This window comes from Pseudomonadales bacterium (assembly GCA_013215025.1).
Classification (GTDB): domain Bacteria; phylum Pseudomonadota; class Gammaproteobacteria; order Pseudomonadales; family DT-91; genus DT-91.
In genome coordinates, this window is sequence record JABSRR010000049.1 from 1 (window position 1) to 15,685 (window position 15,685).

At 50.8% G+C, this 15,685-nt stretch carries 25 protein-coding genes; 11 read left to right on the plus strand and 14 right to left on the minus strand.

Annotated features, from left to right (window positions below; genetic code table 11):
- On the plus strand, positions 1-1,128 hold a 1,128-nt coding region (locus HRU21_05250), incomplete at its 5' end, for a hypothetical protein (GenBank protein NRA41701.1).
- Here HRU21_05250 and HRU21_05255 read toward each other — a convergent pair.
- Positions 1,125-1,370: a hypothetical protein gene (locus HRU21_05255; GenBank protein ID NRA41702.1), complete on the minus strand. Its 246-nt coding sequence runs from the start codon at positions 1,368-1,370 to the stop codon at positions 1,125-1,127. The two genes, HRU21_05250 and HRU21_05255, sit on opposite strands and share 4 nt — an antisense overlap.
- Before the next feature lie 35 nt (positions 1,371-1,405).
- Between HRU21_05255 and HRU21_05260 the strand changes: the two genes are divergently transcribed.
- The 10 genes from HRU21_05260 (at position 1,406) to HRU21_05305 (ending at position 9,206) form a co-directional block, all read left to right on the plus strand.
- The gene (locus tag HRU21_05260; GenBank protein ID NRA41703.1) at positions 1,406-1,747 is read left to right on the plus strand and encodes a hypothetical protein; all 342 of its coding nucleotides are present in this window, start codon (positions 1,406-1,408) and stop codon (positions 1,745-1,747) included.
- Positions 1,744-2,184, plus strand: a complete 441-nt coding sequence (locus HRU21_05265) for a hypothetical protein (protein ID NRA41704.1) — start codon at positions 1,744-1,746, stop codon at positions 2,182-2,184. Before HRU21_05260 ends, HRU21_05265 begins: the two co-directional genes overlap by 4 nt.
- 9 nt (positions 2,185-2,193) lie before the next feature.
- Entirely contained in the window at positions 2,194-4,851 is a 2,658-nt protein-coding gene (locus HRU21_05270; protein NRA41705.1) for a hypothetical protein, read from the plus strand.
- Positions 4,852-5,099: 248 nt separating this feature from the next.
- A complete protein-coding gene (locus tag HRU21_05275) occupies positions 5,100-5,546 on the plus strand; it encodes a hypothetical protein (GenBank protein ID NRA41706.1) in 447 nt (148 codons plus the stop codon).
- A gap of 195 nt (positions 5,547-5,741) precedes the next feature.
- Positions 5,742-6,200, plus strand: a complete 459-nt coding sequence (locus HRU21_05280; GenBank protein NRA41707.1) for a hypothetical protein — start codon at positions 5,742-5,744, stop codon at positions 6,198-6,200.
- A gap of 324 nt (positions 6,201-6,524) precedes the next feature.
- On the plus strand, positions 6,525-7,070 hold the full coding sequence (locus tag HRU21_05285; GenBank protein ID NRA41708.1) for a lysozyme: 546 nt from the start codon (positions 6,525-6,527) through the stop codon (positions 7,068-7,070).
- A complete protein-coding gene (locus HRU21_05290) occupies positions 7,067-7,312 on the plus strand; it encodes a hypothetical protein (protein NRA41709.1) in 246 nt (81 codons plus the stop codon). Before HRU21_05285 ends, HRU21_05290 begins: the two co-directional genes overlap by 4 nt.
- Positions 7,290-7,628 carry a hypothetical protein gene (locus HRU21_05295; protein ID NRA41710.1) on the plus strand — a complete coding sequence of 113 codons (339 nt, stop codon included), beginning with the start codon at positions 7,290-7,292 and terminating at the stop codon, positions 7,626-7,628. Before HRU21_05290 ends, HRU21_05295 begins: the two co-directional genes overlap by 23 nt.
- A 243-nt stretch (positions 7,629-7,871) precedes the next feature.
- Positions 7,872-9,053, plus strand: a complete 1,182-nt coding sequence (locus HRU21_05300) for a hypothetical protein (protein ID NRA41711.1) — start codon at positions 7,872-7,874, stop codon at positions 9,051-9,053.
- A gap of 3 nt (positions 9,054-9,056) precedes the next feature.
- Positions 9,057-9,206 carry a hypothetical protein gene (locus HRU21_05305; protein ID NRA41712.1) on the plus strand — a complete coding sequence of 50 codons (150 nt, stop codon included), beginning with the start codon at positions 9,057-9,059 and terminating at the stop codon, positions 9,204-9,206.
- A gap of 135 nt (positions 9,207-9,341) precedes the next feature.
- Here HRU21_05305 and HRU21_05310 read toward each other — a convergent pair whose 3' ends face one another.
- From HRU21_05310 to HRU21_05370, 13 genes are all read right to left on the minus strand, one after another.
- A complete protein-coding gene (locus HRU21_05310; protein ID NRA41713.1) occupies positions 9,342-9,551 on the minus strand; it encodes a hypothetical protein in 210 nt (69 codons plus the stop codon).
- Entirely contained in the window at positions 9,538-9,807 is a 270-nt protein-coding gene (locus tag HRU21_05315) for a hypothetical protein (GenBank protein NRA41714.1), read from the minus strand. Before HRU21_05315 ends, HRU21_05310 begins: the two co-directional genes overlap by 14 nt.
- Entirely contained in the window at positions 9,797-10,186 is a 390-nt protein-coding gene (locus HRU21_05320) for a hypothetical protein (GenBank protein NRA41715.1), read from the minus strand. Before HRU21_05320 ends, HRU21_05315 begins: the two co-directional genes overlap by 11 nt.
- Positions 10,179-10,352: a hypothetical protein gene (locus HRU21_05325; GenBank protein ID NRA41716.1), complete on the minus strand. Its 174-nt coding sequence runs from the start codon at positions 10,350-10,352 to the stop codon at positions 10,179-10,181. Before HRU21_05325 ends, HRU21_05320 begins: the two co-directional genes overlap by 8 nt.
- A gap of 13 nt (positions 10,353-10,365) precedes the next feature.
- Complete coding sequence (locus HRU21_05330; protein NRA41717.1) at positions 10,366-10,563, minus strand: hypothetical protein; 198 nt, start codon at positions 10,561-10,563, stop codon at positions 10,366-10,368.
- The gene (locus HRU21_05335; GenBank protein NRA41718.1) at positions 10,553-10,696 is read right to left on the minus strand and encodes a hypothetical protein; all 144 of its coding nucleotides are present in this window, start codon (positions 10,694-10,696) and stop codon (positions 10,553-10,555) included. The genes HRU21_05330 and HRU21_05335 overlap by 11 nt, the downstream gene beginning before the upstream one ends.
- A gap of 242 nt (positions 10,697-10,938) precedes the next feature.
- Positions 10,939-11,904 (minus strand): site-specific DNA-methyltransferase, encoded by a 966-nt coding sequence (locus HRU21_05340; GenBank protein NRA41719.1) that lies wholly within the window; start codon positions 11,902-11,904, stop codon positions 10,939-10,941.
- 10 nt (positions 11,905-11,914) lie between these two features.
- Complete coding sequence (locus HRU21_05345; protein ID NRA41720.1) at positions 11,915-13,282, minus strand: helicase; 1,368 nt, start codon at positions 13,280-13,282, stop codon at positions 11,915-11,917.
- Positions 13,279-13,443, minus strand: coding sequence for a hypothetical protein (locus tag HRU21_05350; protein NRA41721.1), 165 nt, complete (start codon positions 13,441-13,443; stop codon positions 13,279-13,281). Before HRU21_05350 ends, HRU21_05345 begins: the two co-directional genes overlap by 4 nt.
- A 244-nt stretch (positions 13,444-13,687) precedes the next feature.
- Entirely contained in the window at positions 13,688-13,879 is a 192-nt protein-coding gene (locus HRU21_05355) for a hypothetical protein (protein NRA41722.1), read from the minus strand.
- Between the two features lie 251 nt (positions 13,880-14,130).
- Positions 14,131-14,589: a single-stranded DNA-binding protein gene (gene ssb / locus HRU21_05360; protein ID NRA41723.1), complete on the minus strand. Its 459-nt coding sequence runs from the start codon at positions 14,587-14,589 to the stop codon at positions 14,131-14,133.
- A complete protein-coding gene (locus tag HRU21_05365; GenBank protein ID NRA41724.1) occupies positions 14,589-15,323 on the minus strand; it encodes a hypothetical protein in 735 nt (244 codons plus the stop codon). The genes ssb and HRU21_05365 overlap by 1 nt, the downstream gene beginning before the upstream one ends.
- Positions 15,286-15,519, minus strand: coding sequence for a hypothetical protein (locus HRU21_05370; protein ID NRA41725.1), 234 nt, complete (start codon positions 15,517-15,519; stop codon positions 15,286-15,288). Before HRU21_05370 ends, HRU21_05365 begins: the two co-directional genes overlap by 38 nt.
- Between the last annotated feature and the right edge of the window lie 166 nt (positions 15,520-15,685).

A 15,685-nucleotide genomic window follows, 5' to 3' on the forward strand; every position in this document is an offset into this window, starting at 1 on the left:
AATGCGCAAGTGCTTATAGATCAAGGTGCCCCGCAAACTGTAGCCCGACAGATTGACGGCGGCGGCGGCTTGTTTTCGCGGGCAGAGGATGCGCTCACATCCATTCCGATTGTGGGCGACATGATTAACAACAGGCGGCGCGAGGGTCTTGAGGGCCTTAATAGAAGGATGTTTGATTTAGCTGGCGAAGATATAGGCTTTACAACTAATAACATTGGGCGTGAGGGCGTAACTGAGCTTATCGGAAATAGATCGGATGGGATTTATGATGGAGCGGTAGGAAAATATTACGACGACACGCTAAAAGGCCAGAATTTTCCCGCAGACAGCAAGCTTCAAGATACGGCTGATAGCATGCGCGCAATAGCAAACACAAACTTGCCTCCCACACAGCAAGAGGCGGCGCTAAAAGTGATTGAAAACGAGATTGATTTTCCAATAAGCCAAGGGTTTATGACTGGCGATCAATTTTCGGAGAGCTTGCGGCGACTAAAGACAGATCGGAGCAACGCAAGCGGGCAATCGGCGTTTTATGCGGACATGTTGGGTCAAGGAATTGATGGCCTAGAGGACTTTGTTAATAGGCAGGGTGGGCAGCAAGTCACAAGTCGGCTTGCAAACGCGAATAGCGCGTATCGCAAGTCACGGACACTTCAGGACGCAACAGACAGGGCGAAGGGTGATTCTGGCGGGGCAGGCGTTCGTGTTGCAACCCCGTCGCAGTTTCAGGCCGCGATTCAAAGCAGTGACCGCCGATATGGCGGGGTCAATCCTATGTCGCGATTAGCGGACACTGCGCAAGAGGTTATGCCTTCGGGAATCAACGACTCTGGAACAGCAAGGCGGGCGATAGTGGGCAGTTTGCTTGGCGCGGGTTCGCTTGGTGCCGACTTTGCTGCAAACTACGGCGAAGAAGATAAAACCTTCGGCATGACGCAGGGTGGATTAACTGCCGCAGGGCTTTTGACATTGTTTGGAACAAAGCAAGGCCAAAAAAGACTTGCGCAAATAGCGTTCGAACGCCCCGACACCGCAAGAATGGTGGGCAATGCTATAGGTCGCTCGGCATTGTTCGGAAGGGGGGGCGCTCAGATTGCAAGAGATGAAGATAGAAGGCTATTCCGCTAGGGCATGAACACGTAGCCAATGCCAAGCCCAAGCCCAATTAGCCCGGCTAGATGCAGGACGGAGTTAGCTAGCGCCTTCGCGCTCTCTACGGCTTCGGCCCTTCGCTTGCTTGGCTCGCTTGATTGCTTGACCTTGGCGGCATGCCTTTTCTCAAGGTATTTCTCAGCCTCCCAAGGCTCTATGCGGGATTGCGCTAATTCCGCTTCAAGCTGGATAATGGCTTCACTGTCGCGTTGCGGCATGGCCCAAACATAAACCAATAACGGGATTTTGACAAATGGCAGTTTCCGACTACTCAACCGATCCAAACCAAAACAACACCATTAGCGGGATCAACATTGGCGAGGGTATGCCCCCTGCTAACGTAAACAACGCCATGCGGCAGATGATGGCTGACACGAAGGGCTTGCTTGATAACGACATCCCGACGACTGACGATCTTATGCCGAAAGACGGCGGCACGTTTGAGGGGGTGCAGCCTATCTATGACGGCGAAGGCGCATTTTTGCACCATGCAGAGGCTACTAATTCATCGGGGCGCGTTTTTATTTTGCCTGAAGGCTCGCCTAACCCTACGTCGCCTCAAAATGGCGATATTGTGTTTTTCTATACGCCATGATTGTTCGCGATGAAGGCGCTTGGGGCGAGGTCACTAGGGCGCGGGTGTATGTGGATGGCGGCTGGCGTGAATTAAACGAGGTGCAGGCTTACGAGGACAATGCTTGGCGAATCGCAGCGGAGTTTGTTGACCCGCTAAGCGTTACCATTACGCCCTCGGAAACATTCGGGAGGTCGTCAACAAATGGCTTTGTAGTTACTGCGCCAGTGTCCGCTACGCCTAGCGGAGGACGGGGGCCATTCTCTTATGAATGGTCTTTTGTAAGCGGTTCTCAGGGGGCCATTACATCGCCCCTTACGGCGTCAACCGCATTTTCGCTTTTTTTGCCCGAAGGCGCTAGTGCAGAGGCGGTTTACAGATGCACAGTTACAGATAACTTAGGCACTGTTGCAACATCCGATGTTACTGCATTTTTCTTGGACAACCCATTCACCTAAGGACTCCTTATGTTTCATTATTTTAACACGATAACGGATGACAAGGGCAATTCCCTGCCAGGCTTTCAGGTTGAGGTTGTCCAACTTTCTGACGGTCAAACCGTAGTCCCAATTTACTCAGATGAAAACAGCACACCTATCGAAACTGTTTCCGGCGTTGCAAATCGCGCTGTTGCGGATGCGGCGGGGAATTATGACTTTTTCGTAAATGAGGGAACGTATAGTCTGAGATTTTACGACGCCAAGGGGGGCTTTCTCAAGACTCAGCGCTTCTTGCCTCTTTACGGCGCGGAACAGGTGACGAATATCCTCACAAATGGCACGGTTGTTAGCGAATTGCTTGGCACTGACCAGATCCCAATTATTCGCGGCGGTGAGGTGGACCTAATAAGCGCTGACGATTTTGCTGACTTTTTTAATTTTGGCCCTCCCACGTTCGAAACCTTACCTTCAATTTCAGGCCTTGCGGAAGTTGGGCAGACGCTCACGGCGAGCGATGGCGTTGTTTCTGGGGGGAGCATTAGCGGACGAAATTGGCTAAAGGATGGCAATGTTATTGTGGGCGAAGTTAACCCCACATACTCAGTTATCGCTGATGATGAAGGCTCGCTAATTAGCCTGAGTGTTTCAGCTTCAGGGCCTTTTGGGAGTTCGAGCGCAACAAGCGCTACAGTAGGGCCTATTTCAGCGGCCACAATAGAGCCAAGCTCGTCATGGAACGGGACGGCTGGCAGTGGTTTTGCATCTACTCCGACAGATCCCGCGCGCACAACGGCAAAGCCGGTTGCAGTGCCACTATTCGTGCCCCGTCAAGTTATAACAGGCAGTCTAAAAATTGGTGTCGGAGGCGCGTCTAACAACGCGGGCACTCTTTTGGATGACTTGGGCATAGATTATATTGATTTTATGTTTGAAGGTGAGACGGTTAGAGTTAACTCACCCAGCGTTGAGTATTTTACCCGGCCCGACGGCTCGAGTTATAGCATGTTTGGATGGTGGGTCACTCTTAAAAAACCAAGCGGCACCGAGGGCACAGCGCAACTCTACTACGAGGCTGTGCCTAAGGACGCAACAATGCAAAACCGTGTCGTGGGCCCTATCGACTTCGGCCTGTTTGACGCAGAGCACGACTTAGAAGTTACTGTAGCAGCTAGCGGCGGCGGCGATTACACCAATATGGCCGACGCATTTGATGCAATTGCAGCTACTACGCCTACTCCGAATAGGCCAAGGATCACAGTGACAGAAGCGGGAACGTATAGCCTTGCAGGCGGCACTGGGCTGCTCAATCCTGAATTTTGGTGCAAGATTGACGCGACTACTCCTGTAACATTTGCAGAGCCGCCCCCAGCAATAACTTTTGACTTTACGCGCATTCGTCCGCGTATAAGCAGCCTGTGGTTTTACGGGCCTAATGTCACGCATGATTTTGTCGAGACTTTACAGTTTGACCCATTAGATGCAACGGCAGGCGCGCCTTGGTATGATGCGGGCGCAAAAATTAGGCAAAGCCGTGGGCGCGATGATCTTTGGAGATTACGCCCGCGCAACATAAACCCATCATTATTTGCTGGTTCTTTTGGAAATACCGTATTTCTAACAGAGGCCGATATTCAGGACGTCAATGACGTTGGAGATAAGTCCGCGCTAGTGCGTGGTTGCGTTGTAACTGACACATGGGCTGACTTATTCCAAACCGCGCAAGTTGTTGTCGCAAACAAAGTCACAAACCACTCTAGTGCATTTTACTACACAAACGTCGAGGCGTTGACCGTGCAATATACTGGATCAGCCGCAACGGCCACATTGAGTAGGACGGGCGGAAATATTATTTGCAAAGAAGATGGCGTGACGGTTTTGACTTTCCCTGTTTTGACGAGTGAAGCCGCTTATCAAGCAGATACAAACTACCGAGTTGCCAGCGTCGTTAATGCAATTAACGCTTTGACTGATTGGAGCGCAACCCTAATTGATGACAGTAGAACTGCGGCAAACATCTCAGAGCCTGGCACGACTAACGGTGCGGGTTTTAATGACTATGACGTAAAAACCGCCGCAGCCACATTCCCGACTCACTTTGATATTCACAGCGATTATTGGCAAATTGCAAATAGCAGTTTCGCTGAGAATTTTTATGTTGCGCAGAATGAAAGCTGGGATTCCGATCAGCAAAACACCCTAATCCCTGAGAACGTGCCTGGAAACGCAAAGGATTTTGCCGTGATTGCTAACGTCTGGCACAATAGAACAGGCGTGCCTGACGAAAATTTGCAATCAAGCACAGGCAGCGGCTCCCACATGATATATGTAGCTAACACACATGCTACACAAAGGCTGACAATCACAAACTCTAATGCCTCGACAGGTTTAGGCGACATTTATTGTGTCACCTCCAACAATGTTTCAGTTAGGTTGACCGCCCCGCCAACAGGTGCACCATTGCCTACAGTTGAAAACAACCACGTCCACAATAACGTGGGATTGGCATCGACTGCTGTCGGCACATCCATTGGCGGCGATGGTGATACTTTGTTTGTTGACGCGCCAAACGGTGACTTTACACCAGACGGACTGCTTCTTAGCAACCTAGTCGCGCCAATTATCCCGTTTGACAATAAGGGCAACTCTTTTGCGTCATCTGATGCAAAAGGCGCTGTGGCGATTTAGGAGTTTATATGCGTTTAGGACTTAAGATCGGCATAGGTAGCAGGCAGTCAGGCGGCGGTTCGGCCCCGTCAGTTCCGCCGTCGTTTGTTGACAGCACTAAAGCTAGCGGGACAGGCGCGTCAATAAGCGGGGGCAGTCTAGTCGCATCAGGGCCGGATAGATACATTTTCGCAATGGTCGGGACAGGCACTAGTGACAATCCCACAGCTATTGATTTGCAGATTGTCGGTTCTTCAGGATCGGCGAATATGTCCCAAGTGTTTTTTAGCGGCACTAACACTTCTGACCCATCAACAGCATTTGAGGCATTTGCGGGTTTTGTAATTGGCGAAAACGATTTGCCAGGGGATGGGCCTTATAGCTTTTCCGGCAGCATAACATCTGCCATTACGCCGAATATATGGGGGCTTGTGGCGGGATCTGCTCAAAATGCATCTAATTCGCCTACTGTCTCTTTTGAGCGACTGGACACAATTACCGCAACGCCTAGCGGTAACAATGCACTAGCTATTGTCGGGCTTGGAACATCAACGCAATCATCTCTTGCAGGTATGACTGGCGCTACACAAGAGGAGAATTTACTATATGGCGACGGCTTGCAATTAGGCCAAGCTGTAGCGTCTACGTCTGGAGTTACTGTCTCCAATACCGTGACAGGCAGGCCACTTTCAGCTATAGCCATATTTGAGGCTTGAGGTTAAGGTTATAGACATGACAATTTTGCAAATTAACAAAACTGACCCGATACACTCAATTGAACCAGTGCGGGGTATGCCTCCCGCACCACCATTCCCCCAGCCTAGGCCTATTCCAGAGCCGCGACCTTTTCCAGAAAAGCGACCAAGGCCCAAAAGAACGCCTAAACCAAAGCCTAAGCCAGCGAGGTACTAATGACTTACACGCTCTGGCATGTCGCTTTAGCCCTAAGCATATCAATCCCGATCAGTTTAGGCAGTACAAGAATGGCTAGGGTTTGGCTTGTTTTTGCCGCCGCCAGTCTTGCGGCGTGGTCTTATGAATCTTTTGCATTCTATATTGTTATAGATTTGGTCGCCGCGTCAATTGTGCTCGCTAAGCCAAGGTGTGCATGGCAGAAGGCCATAGGCATGATAATGCTGACAATGGCGACCATGACTATAGGTTTTCTTTTAGCAGAATTTGCATTTTTGCATAATTTCTTAAGTGTCGCGCCAGATCAAAATAGGCTATGGCAAGTCTATAATGTCCTAAGCTGGGCAGAGTTGGTTTTGTTTTTCGTGTGGGGCGGAAATGACTGGTTTCTTAGATTTGCTAGTAATAATTCCGTCAGTCGTCGCGCTGTTCTGGCTGTTAAAAACCGGAGTGATTGAAATTGGAGGCGAAGAGCGACCGGATAACATTCGGCCAGGCTCAGGGGTTAATAGCATGGGTGAGCCCAATAGCGATAGTCGCCTTGGGGGGCTTTTCGGGTTTTTTAGTAGGCACGACCCAGACTGAATCTGAGGTTGCCGCACTTAGGCAAGACGTGGACCGCATGCAAAGCGTCATGGACAGCCGAAGCTCCTTTATGGAGTGCACTATAAGGGAAATTGACAGACTTGATATTCAATCAACTGACCCAAATCATAGCAGGATTGATGCGAGGTGCAGACTTCAAATCCCAATCCCGCCCGCAAGGTGAAGAGGACAACGCAATGAACGAGTGTAACGTCACGCCAGATGCACCTAGCCACCGCGAGGGCACGCCTGCGCCGCAAGTTACGGGGATTGAAGGCATCGCACTGATGCACGAGTTCGAGGGATACGCCAAGAAGCTGCCAAACGGCGATTGCGAGGCATATCCCGATCCCGGCACGGGCGGCGCGCCTTGGACTATCGGATGGGGCTCCACAAGCGATGAAGATATGCGCCCGATCAAGCCCGGCACGGTGTGGTCTATGGAGCGTGCCGAGGCGCGTTTTAAGCAACATCTAAAGCAATTCGAGCGCGAAGTTAAGGGCGCGCTAGGCGGCGCGCTTGCCAACACATCGCAAGAGCAATTCGATGCGCTTATCAGCTTCACTTACAATGTGGGCGGCGCAAACTTTCGCAGCTCAACCTTGCTGCGCAAACACAAGGCTGGCGACCATGAGGGCGCGGCTAATGAGTTCGTGCGCTGGAATAAGGCAGGCGGTCGCGTGATGAAGGGTTTGACCCGTCGCCGCGAGGCCGAGGCCGCATTATATCGGCGGGGGCTATGAAAGACCTTCCCCGGCACCTGACGGGCTTTTTCGTCCTGCTACTGGCGTTCGGCATTGTCGCCGGAATGTTCCATTGGCCGATCCCCGAAGGCAACGCAGAGGTTGCGCTTGTCGTGCTTGGCGTTGCTATAGGCTGGGCTGGTAGTGTCGTGGCGTATCACTTCGGCACAAGCGAAGGCTCTAACCGCAAGACTAACCTTTTAACCAGGAGGGGCGACGATGATGATGATGGGATTAGCTAACGCGCTATCATTTTTGCGTGGCGTGCCATGGCAGGTATATGCAGGCATTGCGCTGGTGCTTGCCGTTTATGTTTACGGCTGCGAGCGTTACAATGCGGGCCGTGAGAGCGTGCTTGTCGAATTGCGGCAGGCTGAGGCCGATGCACGCGCAAAAGCGGCTGAGGCGCGCCGTGTGGCCGATGCAGAGGCATTAGAGCGCGCGGAACAGTTCGATGAACAACAGGAAACACTGGAACAGGTGATTGAGAATGCGGAAAGCAATAACAGCAATCCTCTTGACGATCTTCTTGGCGGGTTGTCAGGCCAAGCAGATTGAAACCAATGTGTCGCGACCGCCTGATGAATACCTATCTTGCGATGCGTTTCCCGTTGTTCCACCGATAGCGCCGCTAACCCCGTATAGGTGGCCGAGCGGCGCTACGGTGTATCTCAAGACCGAAACGGACGCGCGCGACGTTAAAATTAGCCGCTTCATCTTACAAATTCGTGCGGCGTGGTTTGACTGTTACCAGAATTTGGCTAAGGTTCGGGGATATTACGAAGCTGCGGAGTAAGTTTCTTGGACGTAGAACCCGAATTGCTTGAGTATTGCAACACGCAAAAAGAGCGTGCCGCATTGGAATCCATAATGAAGGTGGGGACATGTCAAGGCGCTGACGCGGCGCTTGGTAGGGCTCGCTCTTATTCATCTAAAATACTAAACATCGTGAGGCGGCGCGCGGCGCTTGCTGGATTTGCGCCCGGTCACTTTGAGCAAGGCGTTGCGCCTGGCTACATGATGGGCAAGGTGACTGTGCAGCGCGGTCCGTCTGGCGAGGTTCAGCGCACTTGGGAGCGGCAAAGTCCTGACCGGGAAGAATCGCTAGAGGCGTTTAAGGCGGCGATTGAAGGCTTGTGCGAGGATATACCCCTTGCGCCTGTTAAGCCTGCCCCAGAGGCGTTTGATGCGGATCTGATAAACGTCATCCCGATGGGCGACCCTCATTTTGGTTTGCTGTCATGGGAGCCTGAAACAGGGGAATCGTTTGACTTGGCCAAGGCCGAGCAGATTACATTCCAAGCGGTTGANCAGTTNGTCGAACGCGCCCCGCCTGCACAAACTGGTTTATTGCTNAATNTGGGCGACTTTTTCCATGCAGACGATTCCACGGCGCGAACGCCTAGAGGGCAAAACCAGCTAGACGTGGACGGGCGCTTCCAAAAGGTTGCATCTGTAGGGTTCCGCGCAATGGTTCGCTGCATCGAACGCATGCTTGAAAAACACGAAAAGGTTATTGTTAGGAACAATCCCGGCAACCATGACCCGCACCAAGCGCTAATGCTGAACATTGCCCTGGCGGCCCGCTTCCACGGGCACCCGCGCGTCGAGGTCGATGAAAGCCCGTCCAGCTTTTACTTTTTTAGATGGGGCACTACGCTAATTGGTAGCACGCATGGCGATGGCGCAAAGCTAAATGACCTCCCCCTAATCATGGCAAATGATGTGCCGGAAATGTGGGCCAAAAGCACCAATCGCGTTTGGCATTGCGGGCACTTCCACCATAACCAGCGCATCGGGCAGAAAGACCTAACCGGATGCGAGGTGGAGACACACCGAACGCTTGCGGCTGGCGATGCATGGCACAAACACCAGGGCTATCGGGCATTGCGTGACATGAAGGTCATAACCTATCATAAAGATCATGGGGAAGTGTCGCGCATCCGTTGGGGTGCGGAGCGGTTAAACACCGGGAAGGTTTGACAGATGGGGGATTTTGCCGTGGACCGTTGGAAGCTGGCGATTGCCGAGGAATTAGATGCGCTGTCCTATTCTATCAAGTCGGGCGCTTGCACCGATCATGCTCACGCTGAAAAGCTGCGGCGGCTGGCGGATATATTGGAGCGTGCTATTTAGCGTCGGTTCCTTTTGTCTCAAAGAATTGCGCTCTAGAGGAGCCTCCACAGCGGGGGGATAACTGTAACAATGAAAGTAAGAACGCCAAGCAGGATTGCGATTAGCGCAGTCAGGTAAAACCGTAAAAGGTTTTTGTTACTCGGTTTCATCGTTGGTTCCATTCAATGAAATGTTGTTCGCACGCATCCAGCCAATAAACCATGCGAATGACCCAAGGCCAAAAATAACAAGCGCGGCAAAAAACACTTTGGGAAACATAGCGGCAAAGGCAACAATTACAACCGAGGGGACAAGCCAAGCGAGAAGAAACACTAAGCCGTCTACGATGTATTTAATATCCTTCATCGTCGGTTCCTTTGATTTTCAGTATGTATTTTGCTTCATCCCGCCACACGTCAAGAACAGACCGCCATTCGGGCCAAAGTCGGGCGTTTGGGTTGCTATCCAGCAGCACTCGAATATGTGCCTCAAGCTCTTCGATGCGGGCTTGCTGTGACTTTAGCCCTTTTGTCGCTCGCTCCATTAGGAGCATGGCAGGAACGTGGCCGGTCTGGTAATCGTCCATGTCCTTTATCAAGGTTTGAAATTCTTCACCCGTCATGGTCGTCGGTTCCTTCTAATATCTTAGCGGCTTTGCCCCTGAGCTTGTAGGTCGCTTCGCGGGTGTGCCGGTAGTCGTTAAGGTATTGGCCTGCGAGTTTTGCGTTTACCGACGCGACGCCGCTCTCGCAGTCGTCGAGTGCGGCTACATCAAGTTCTTCGATCACAAGCTGGGCGAACGCCTCAAGCTCTTCGATGCGGGCTTGCACAGACTTTCTGTCGATTAGCATCCACAATTCGGTGTTCTCGCTCGACCGAACGCCCCCGTATTGGAGAGGAGCCGCTTCCGTGATTACCTCCGGATGTTCAGACGCGATATTCGCCACCTTCATCAGTGCCTCCTTCATCGCAAGGACCGCGCTCTTTTTCGGATCATTCATCGTCGGTGCCTTTTGCATATTGGGGGTTTGCCTCGGCGATTTGGTGCATACGAGTTCTGGCTGCTTCGATGCTTTCCTGATCGCCTGTATCGGCATTTACACGGGCTTCGTTAACAATCATTTTCACATAATCAAACTTGTTGGCTGCTTTTAACTCGTCAGTCATCGCCGGCTCCTTACTACGTGTTTAACATCCAAGTGACAGCCTCCATTGCGGCCATCCTGTTCTTGTGCTGACTTCTGTGGAGATCACATGCGGCGTGTATGCCTGTCCGCCTGTGGGTAACTTTGACACCACAAGGGCCGCTGCCTACATACTGACCGCCTTTATCTTTTCGCTCCGGCCATGACTCGACCTTAAATTCTTTATCCGTCATCGTCGGCTCCTTTCATTTCTTTAAACACTTTGGCAATTTCTGCGTCAATCGTCTCCTGATCTTGTGTTAGAGCGATGGTGAAAGAGCGCTGGCGTTTGCCTGTTTCTGGGCAGTAGGTGATTTTATCCTTCATCGTCGGTTCCTTTCAATTCCTTCAAAAGGTTGGCCCATTCCTTCGCGGCGGCTTCAAGTCTTTCTGGCTCGTCTCGCGCCATCGAGCGTAGATGGCTTTTGAGTTCATCCGTCATCGCTGGTTGCTCCAAGTGCGAAGCCGATCCCTCAGGCGTTCCAGTAAAGTCGGCTCAATCATCGGTTGGATCGGGCCGTGTTTGATGAAGCGAAGCACCTCGCTTTGTGGCTTTGGGTTTCGATTAATCATAAAGACAATTCCCCATTTTGACGGTCAAATCTGTAACCATCTGATGCGGCCTTCACATTTTTAACAGCTTGCCTGAAGTAGCTTTCTTTAAGTTCAGCCCCGATACCCTTTCTCCCCATCAAGACGGGACTGTAAACTTCTGAGCCTACGCCCATAAAAGGCGTAAAAACCGTCTCACCCACATTACTCCTAAGTGCGACGCAACGGTCGATAACGTCTAGCTGTAGCGGATGAACATGCTTTTCGTCGTCCTCTTCTCTACTGTCTACGTATGGCAAAACACGACCGACCCTTATGTCATCCCACATGCAATCCGCATATTGACGCCAAATCCAATGGCTGTAGCGGTTTTCGGTCTGCTTACCATCATAACCACGCAAGCCCACTATATCGCTAGGCATGGCCTTCTCACCTGAATATTCAAGCATCCCTACGGGATGACTTACAGGGATTGGGTTGGCACCATTGCGCCGAAACAATAGCAGATAATCCGCAGACGCAATTCCACAATCAATGCTGTCCGCCACGAGAGAGGCGTGTGCTAAATTCTTTTGCATTGTCCGGAGCCTCACCTCTAAAGGCTCTTTCCATATCATATGACGCCCCGCGTATTTCCAACCCTCACGCTCATGCAGTCGAATAATATCGCCGGGAAAGTCAATGTAACTATCGGTCCCAGAATTAGAGCGCGGGACATCCATGCAGTGAACGCACGTCATCCGTCCGGGAATGGTAATCCGCGACTTCTCGCGTACGACAAAAGCATAATGCTCCATAAATTCTTCGTAACTAGAGCAGTTCGATAGGTCGCGATCATCGCTGCTATAATTGTACAGACCCGCAAATGGCGGCGAATATATAGAAAGATGTACGCTATGGTCTGGAAGTGATTGCATAACCTCGATGCAATCACCGTTATACAGCGCGTAATTATCTTCAATCACTTGATTGTGAATGGCCATGTTATACCTCCTAAAGCCAATTTGGGGCGATTACCTGCTTGTCTCCTACTGATTTAAAAACGCCTGTTGCGTTGTTCATCTCAGAAACAAGATTGGAAAACATTTCTTCGCATTGTGCAGCCTTGCGCTGCAAATTTGACAATATGTCCGCCTCGCCCTCGCTTGATACGACATCAACTTCCACGACGCGCTTTTGTCCAAATCTCCAGCATCGACGCAAAGATTGATAATATTGCTCGAACGAGTGCGACGGGAAATATACCACGCGGTTGCAGTGTTGGTAGTTTAAACCCCACGCGCCTATCTTAGGCTTTGTAATTAATACGCGGTATTTACCCTTTGCAAATCCGATAAGTCGTTCCTCTTTTGCCTCATCGCTATCAGATCCAGCAACCTCAACGGCGTCTGGTATTAGCCTCCTAAGCTCTTTACCCTCGTCGTTAAGGTGGCACCAGAGTATAACCGGCTCACTAGTATTGTTGGCCAACTCAGCAGCACGCTCGCATCTCTCGTTCAAAGTTCTCCTGCGTTCTTCGCGTTGCTCGGATAGTCCGTGCGCTGGCAGTGAAAAGAGCATACCATCAGGAGACGTTCGAGCGCTGACTACATGCTGTCGCTCAGTTAGTCCGGGTAGTGCAAATTTACCGTCACTAAAGCCTAAGTCTGAAGGTTTGCGACATGCCCTAGCCCACGTTGTCACCCATCGCCAAAATGGCAACTCTGCATGACCCTTAAGCCGCCACTTAATAACCTCACCCCTCATGCGCCCCGACGCGCTGTTGTTAAGGTCGTTTTTGAAAAACTTATTCAGCATATCCATGTAGCCAAGATACCCAAGCGCTTCGCTTGATGTTCCCAGCTCAATGAAATCATTGGGCGCGGCTGTTGCCGTTGCCAAAAGGCGATAAGGGCGCTTACGCAAAAAGTCAGTTATGTCTTGCTTGCGAGAGCCTTTGAAATTTTTCAGTATTGAGCTTTCATCACATACAACGCCAGCAAAGTCCTGAGGGTTAAAAAGATGCAGACGCTCGTAGTTTGTAATGGTTATCCCTTTGCCGACACTTCCGTCAGATGAACGCTTGACAGAAAAATTAAACTTTTCCGCTTCTTCGACCATCTGCGCGGCAACCGCTAAACAAGTGACAATCAAGACATTGCCACCTGTTTTCCGAAATACGTTTTCGGCCCAAGCCAACTCCATTAAGGTCTTGCCTAGACCGCAATCAGCAAATAGCGCGCCACGCCCTTTAGACACAGCCCAATTGATTAAACTCTCTTGGAAGTCGAAAGCCTGTTCGGGCATAAACACAGGTTCAAATCCATGACTTGCGCCCTCCTGAGCCTTTTTTGATAAAAAGTCTTCGTAGTTCATGCTCATTGCTCAATCACCTTGATTGCATCGTCGATTGCTTCGCGCATTTCATAAAGCGCCTCATAGTTAGCTTTAAGATCGGCGGGCTTCATAAGCTTAAGGTCAATCGTAGCGCGCCACGCATCGACAATGCGTTGCTCTGATTTTGTGTCTTCATATTTGAACATTGTTCTCTCCGTTTCGCCCACCACTTTAGCTAGACTAAACCGCTTTGCAAGCGTTTTTTAGCCCTACTAAAATGATTTTGTGATGGTGGCGGGTTTTACGCGGCCTACCCGCCTGAGGCCTATCGGGCTGGAGAGGTGCCCTGCGTCGCGTTTATATCTACCCGCAGACTTTAGCTTTGTCACGGCGGGGCTTGCTACTCTTCGGGTTCAAGGCCATTCCATAGTAGAACGGCATTGCGAAACATTAAATCACGCTCTGGGCCTTCCTTAGCTGTTGTAAATTGGCCTGCAAACGGCCCTTGTGCTTGGCACAGGTCACATTCCACTGAATGTTCGCAAAACCACAAATGATTGCATCCGCAAAACGGACATGGCCTTGCATCTCTCCACAAGTCGGGCCTTGCCGATTGGCTAGGGTGACTGACAATTTCGACATGCTCAGGCACGGTTTAGCTTTTTAATTTTTGCCCTAAGCGCGCCTACTCGCCGGTCTATGACTAAAGCTCGCATTTCATTGTATTCTGAAATCGTCGTAGTTTGCGGTCGACAAAAGGCCGTTTGATGAACATTGTGGGCACCTTGGTGGTAATTTGGCATTTTAATAACCCCTTAAAATAAGTGACAGTTTTTCGGAGACTGGATTACTGCCAACCAGCGCGAGTAGGAATATGGAACCCCTCGCAAAACTTAAAACGGAACGTTATCATCCAGATCACCATAGCCGCCGCCATAACCGCCGCCTTGGTTCCATCCCCCTTGACTGCCACCCTGACCGCCGCCGCCTTGATTGCCGCCTTGAGCATCAAGCATTGTCAGCGTTCCTCCAAGACCTTGCAAGACAATTTCAGTCGAATAGCGGTCATTCCCGCTTTGGTCTTGCCACTTGCGGGTTTGCAGCTTGCCCTCGACAAATACCTTTGAGCCTTTCTTAAGGTAGCGCTCAACCAAGTTGACCAGACCGTCAGAAAAGATAGCAACTGTGTGCCATTCGGTTCGCTCTTGACGCTCGCCGGTGTTTTTGTCCTTCCACGTCTCGCTAGTCGCAATGCGCAGGTTAGCAACCCGGCCACCGTTGGAAAAAGAGCGAATTTCTGGATCAGCGCCAAGATTGCCAATCAGCATTACTTTGTTAAGTGAGCCAGCCATTATCCTGCATCCAATGCTGTAGGGTTGTTGGTTTCTGCGTCCATTTTAAACATGGCCACCTTTCTAGCTGCCAATTCCTTGATAGGAACAAACTCTGGCATACTTTGCGGGCTAGGCCCATATAGCGCGCTAGGACGATACTTTTCTAATAGCGCCTTGCCTTTTTTGTATTCTTCTGTGGCAACGCAATGGTCTAATTCACTGCGATCACCGCAACCTTCAATCATGCGGGTCAGATCCTTTACAATACGGTCAAGGTCGGTTTTCGTTGGCTTTTGACCTTTAGGCCTAGCTCCCCATTCTTGGTCTACATCGACCTCACGCTTGCGCTCTGAGACATATTTGTTGTCATCAAATTTGCCGAGGAACACATCAGCATTAAAGCCAAGGTGTGAGAGCAGCTTGGTAATCGCGTCGGTTGTCGCTTTCTTGGGTGCGTCTACATCTACTCTGCCGCCTTTGGCCAAGATTGCAGAGCCATATTGAGGGCCAAACTCGTTGGATCGATCACCATGCCACAAGGTCACAGGAATTAGCAGCAAATTATCTGGGCCAAAGATTGGAGCGCCGGATGTATAGCCCCAACCTTTGCCAATAGGGCCGAACGCTCTAGTTGCTTCTTGCACTTGATAGTGTGCGTCGATAGCCGTGAACTTGCGACCAAACGAAACTTCTTTGGTATGGTTTGGATCAGTCTTACTGACCAAATCCCATAGTTGCATATTGTCTGTCATGTTCATTCTCTCCTTTAATTTTAAAGTTAGCCATCGCCACTGCCATCGTCAGAGCCAGCACCATAGCCTTTGCCATTGCCATATCCAAGGCCATGGCCATTTCCAGCGCCATCGCCCCAGCCAGCACCAGAGCGAATACCAAGGCTTTCGCCTTCGCCTTTGCCAAAACCGTAGCCATCGCTATCTGATATTCCATAGCGATTGCGCCTCTATCAGACGCAAATTCATCATCTTCTCAAGAATCTCGCGCTTAGGCCTTCGCATGAGTATAGATATCTCTGTAGGCTTTAGACCGCTCGCATGATGTGCCTTGAGGCACGACACGTCTTGCGGAGACCACACAGGATATAAATCTCTGTCAT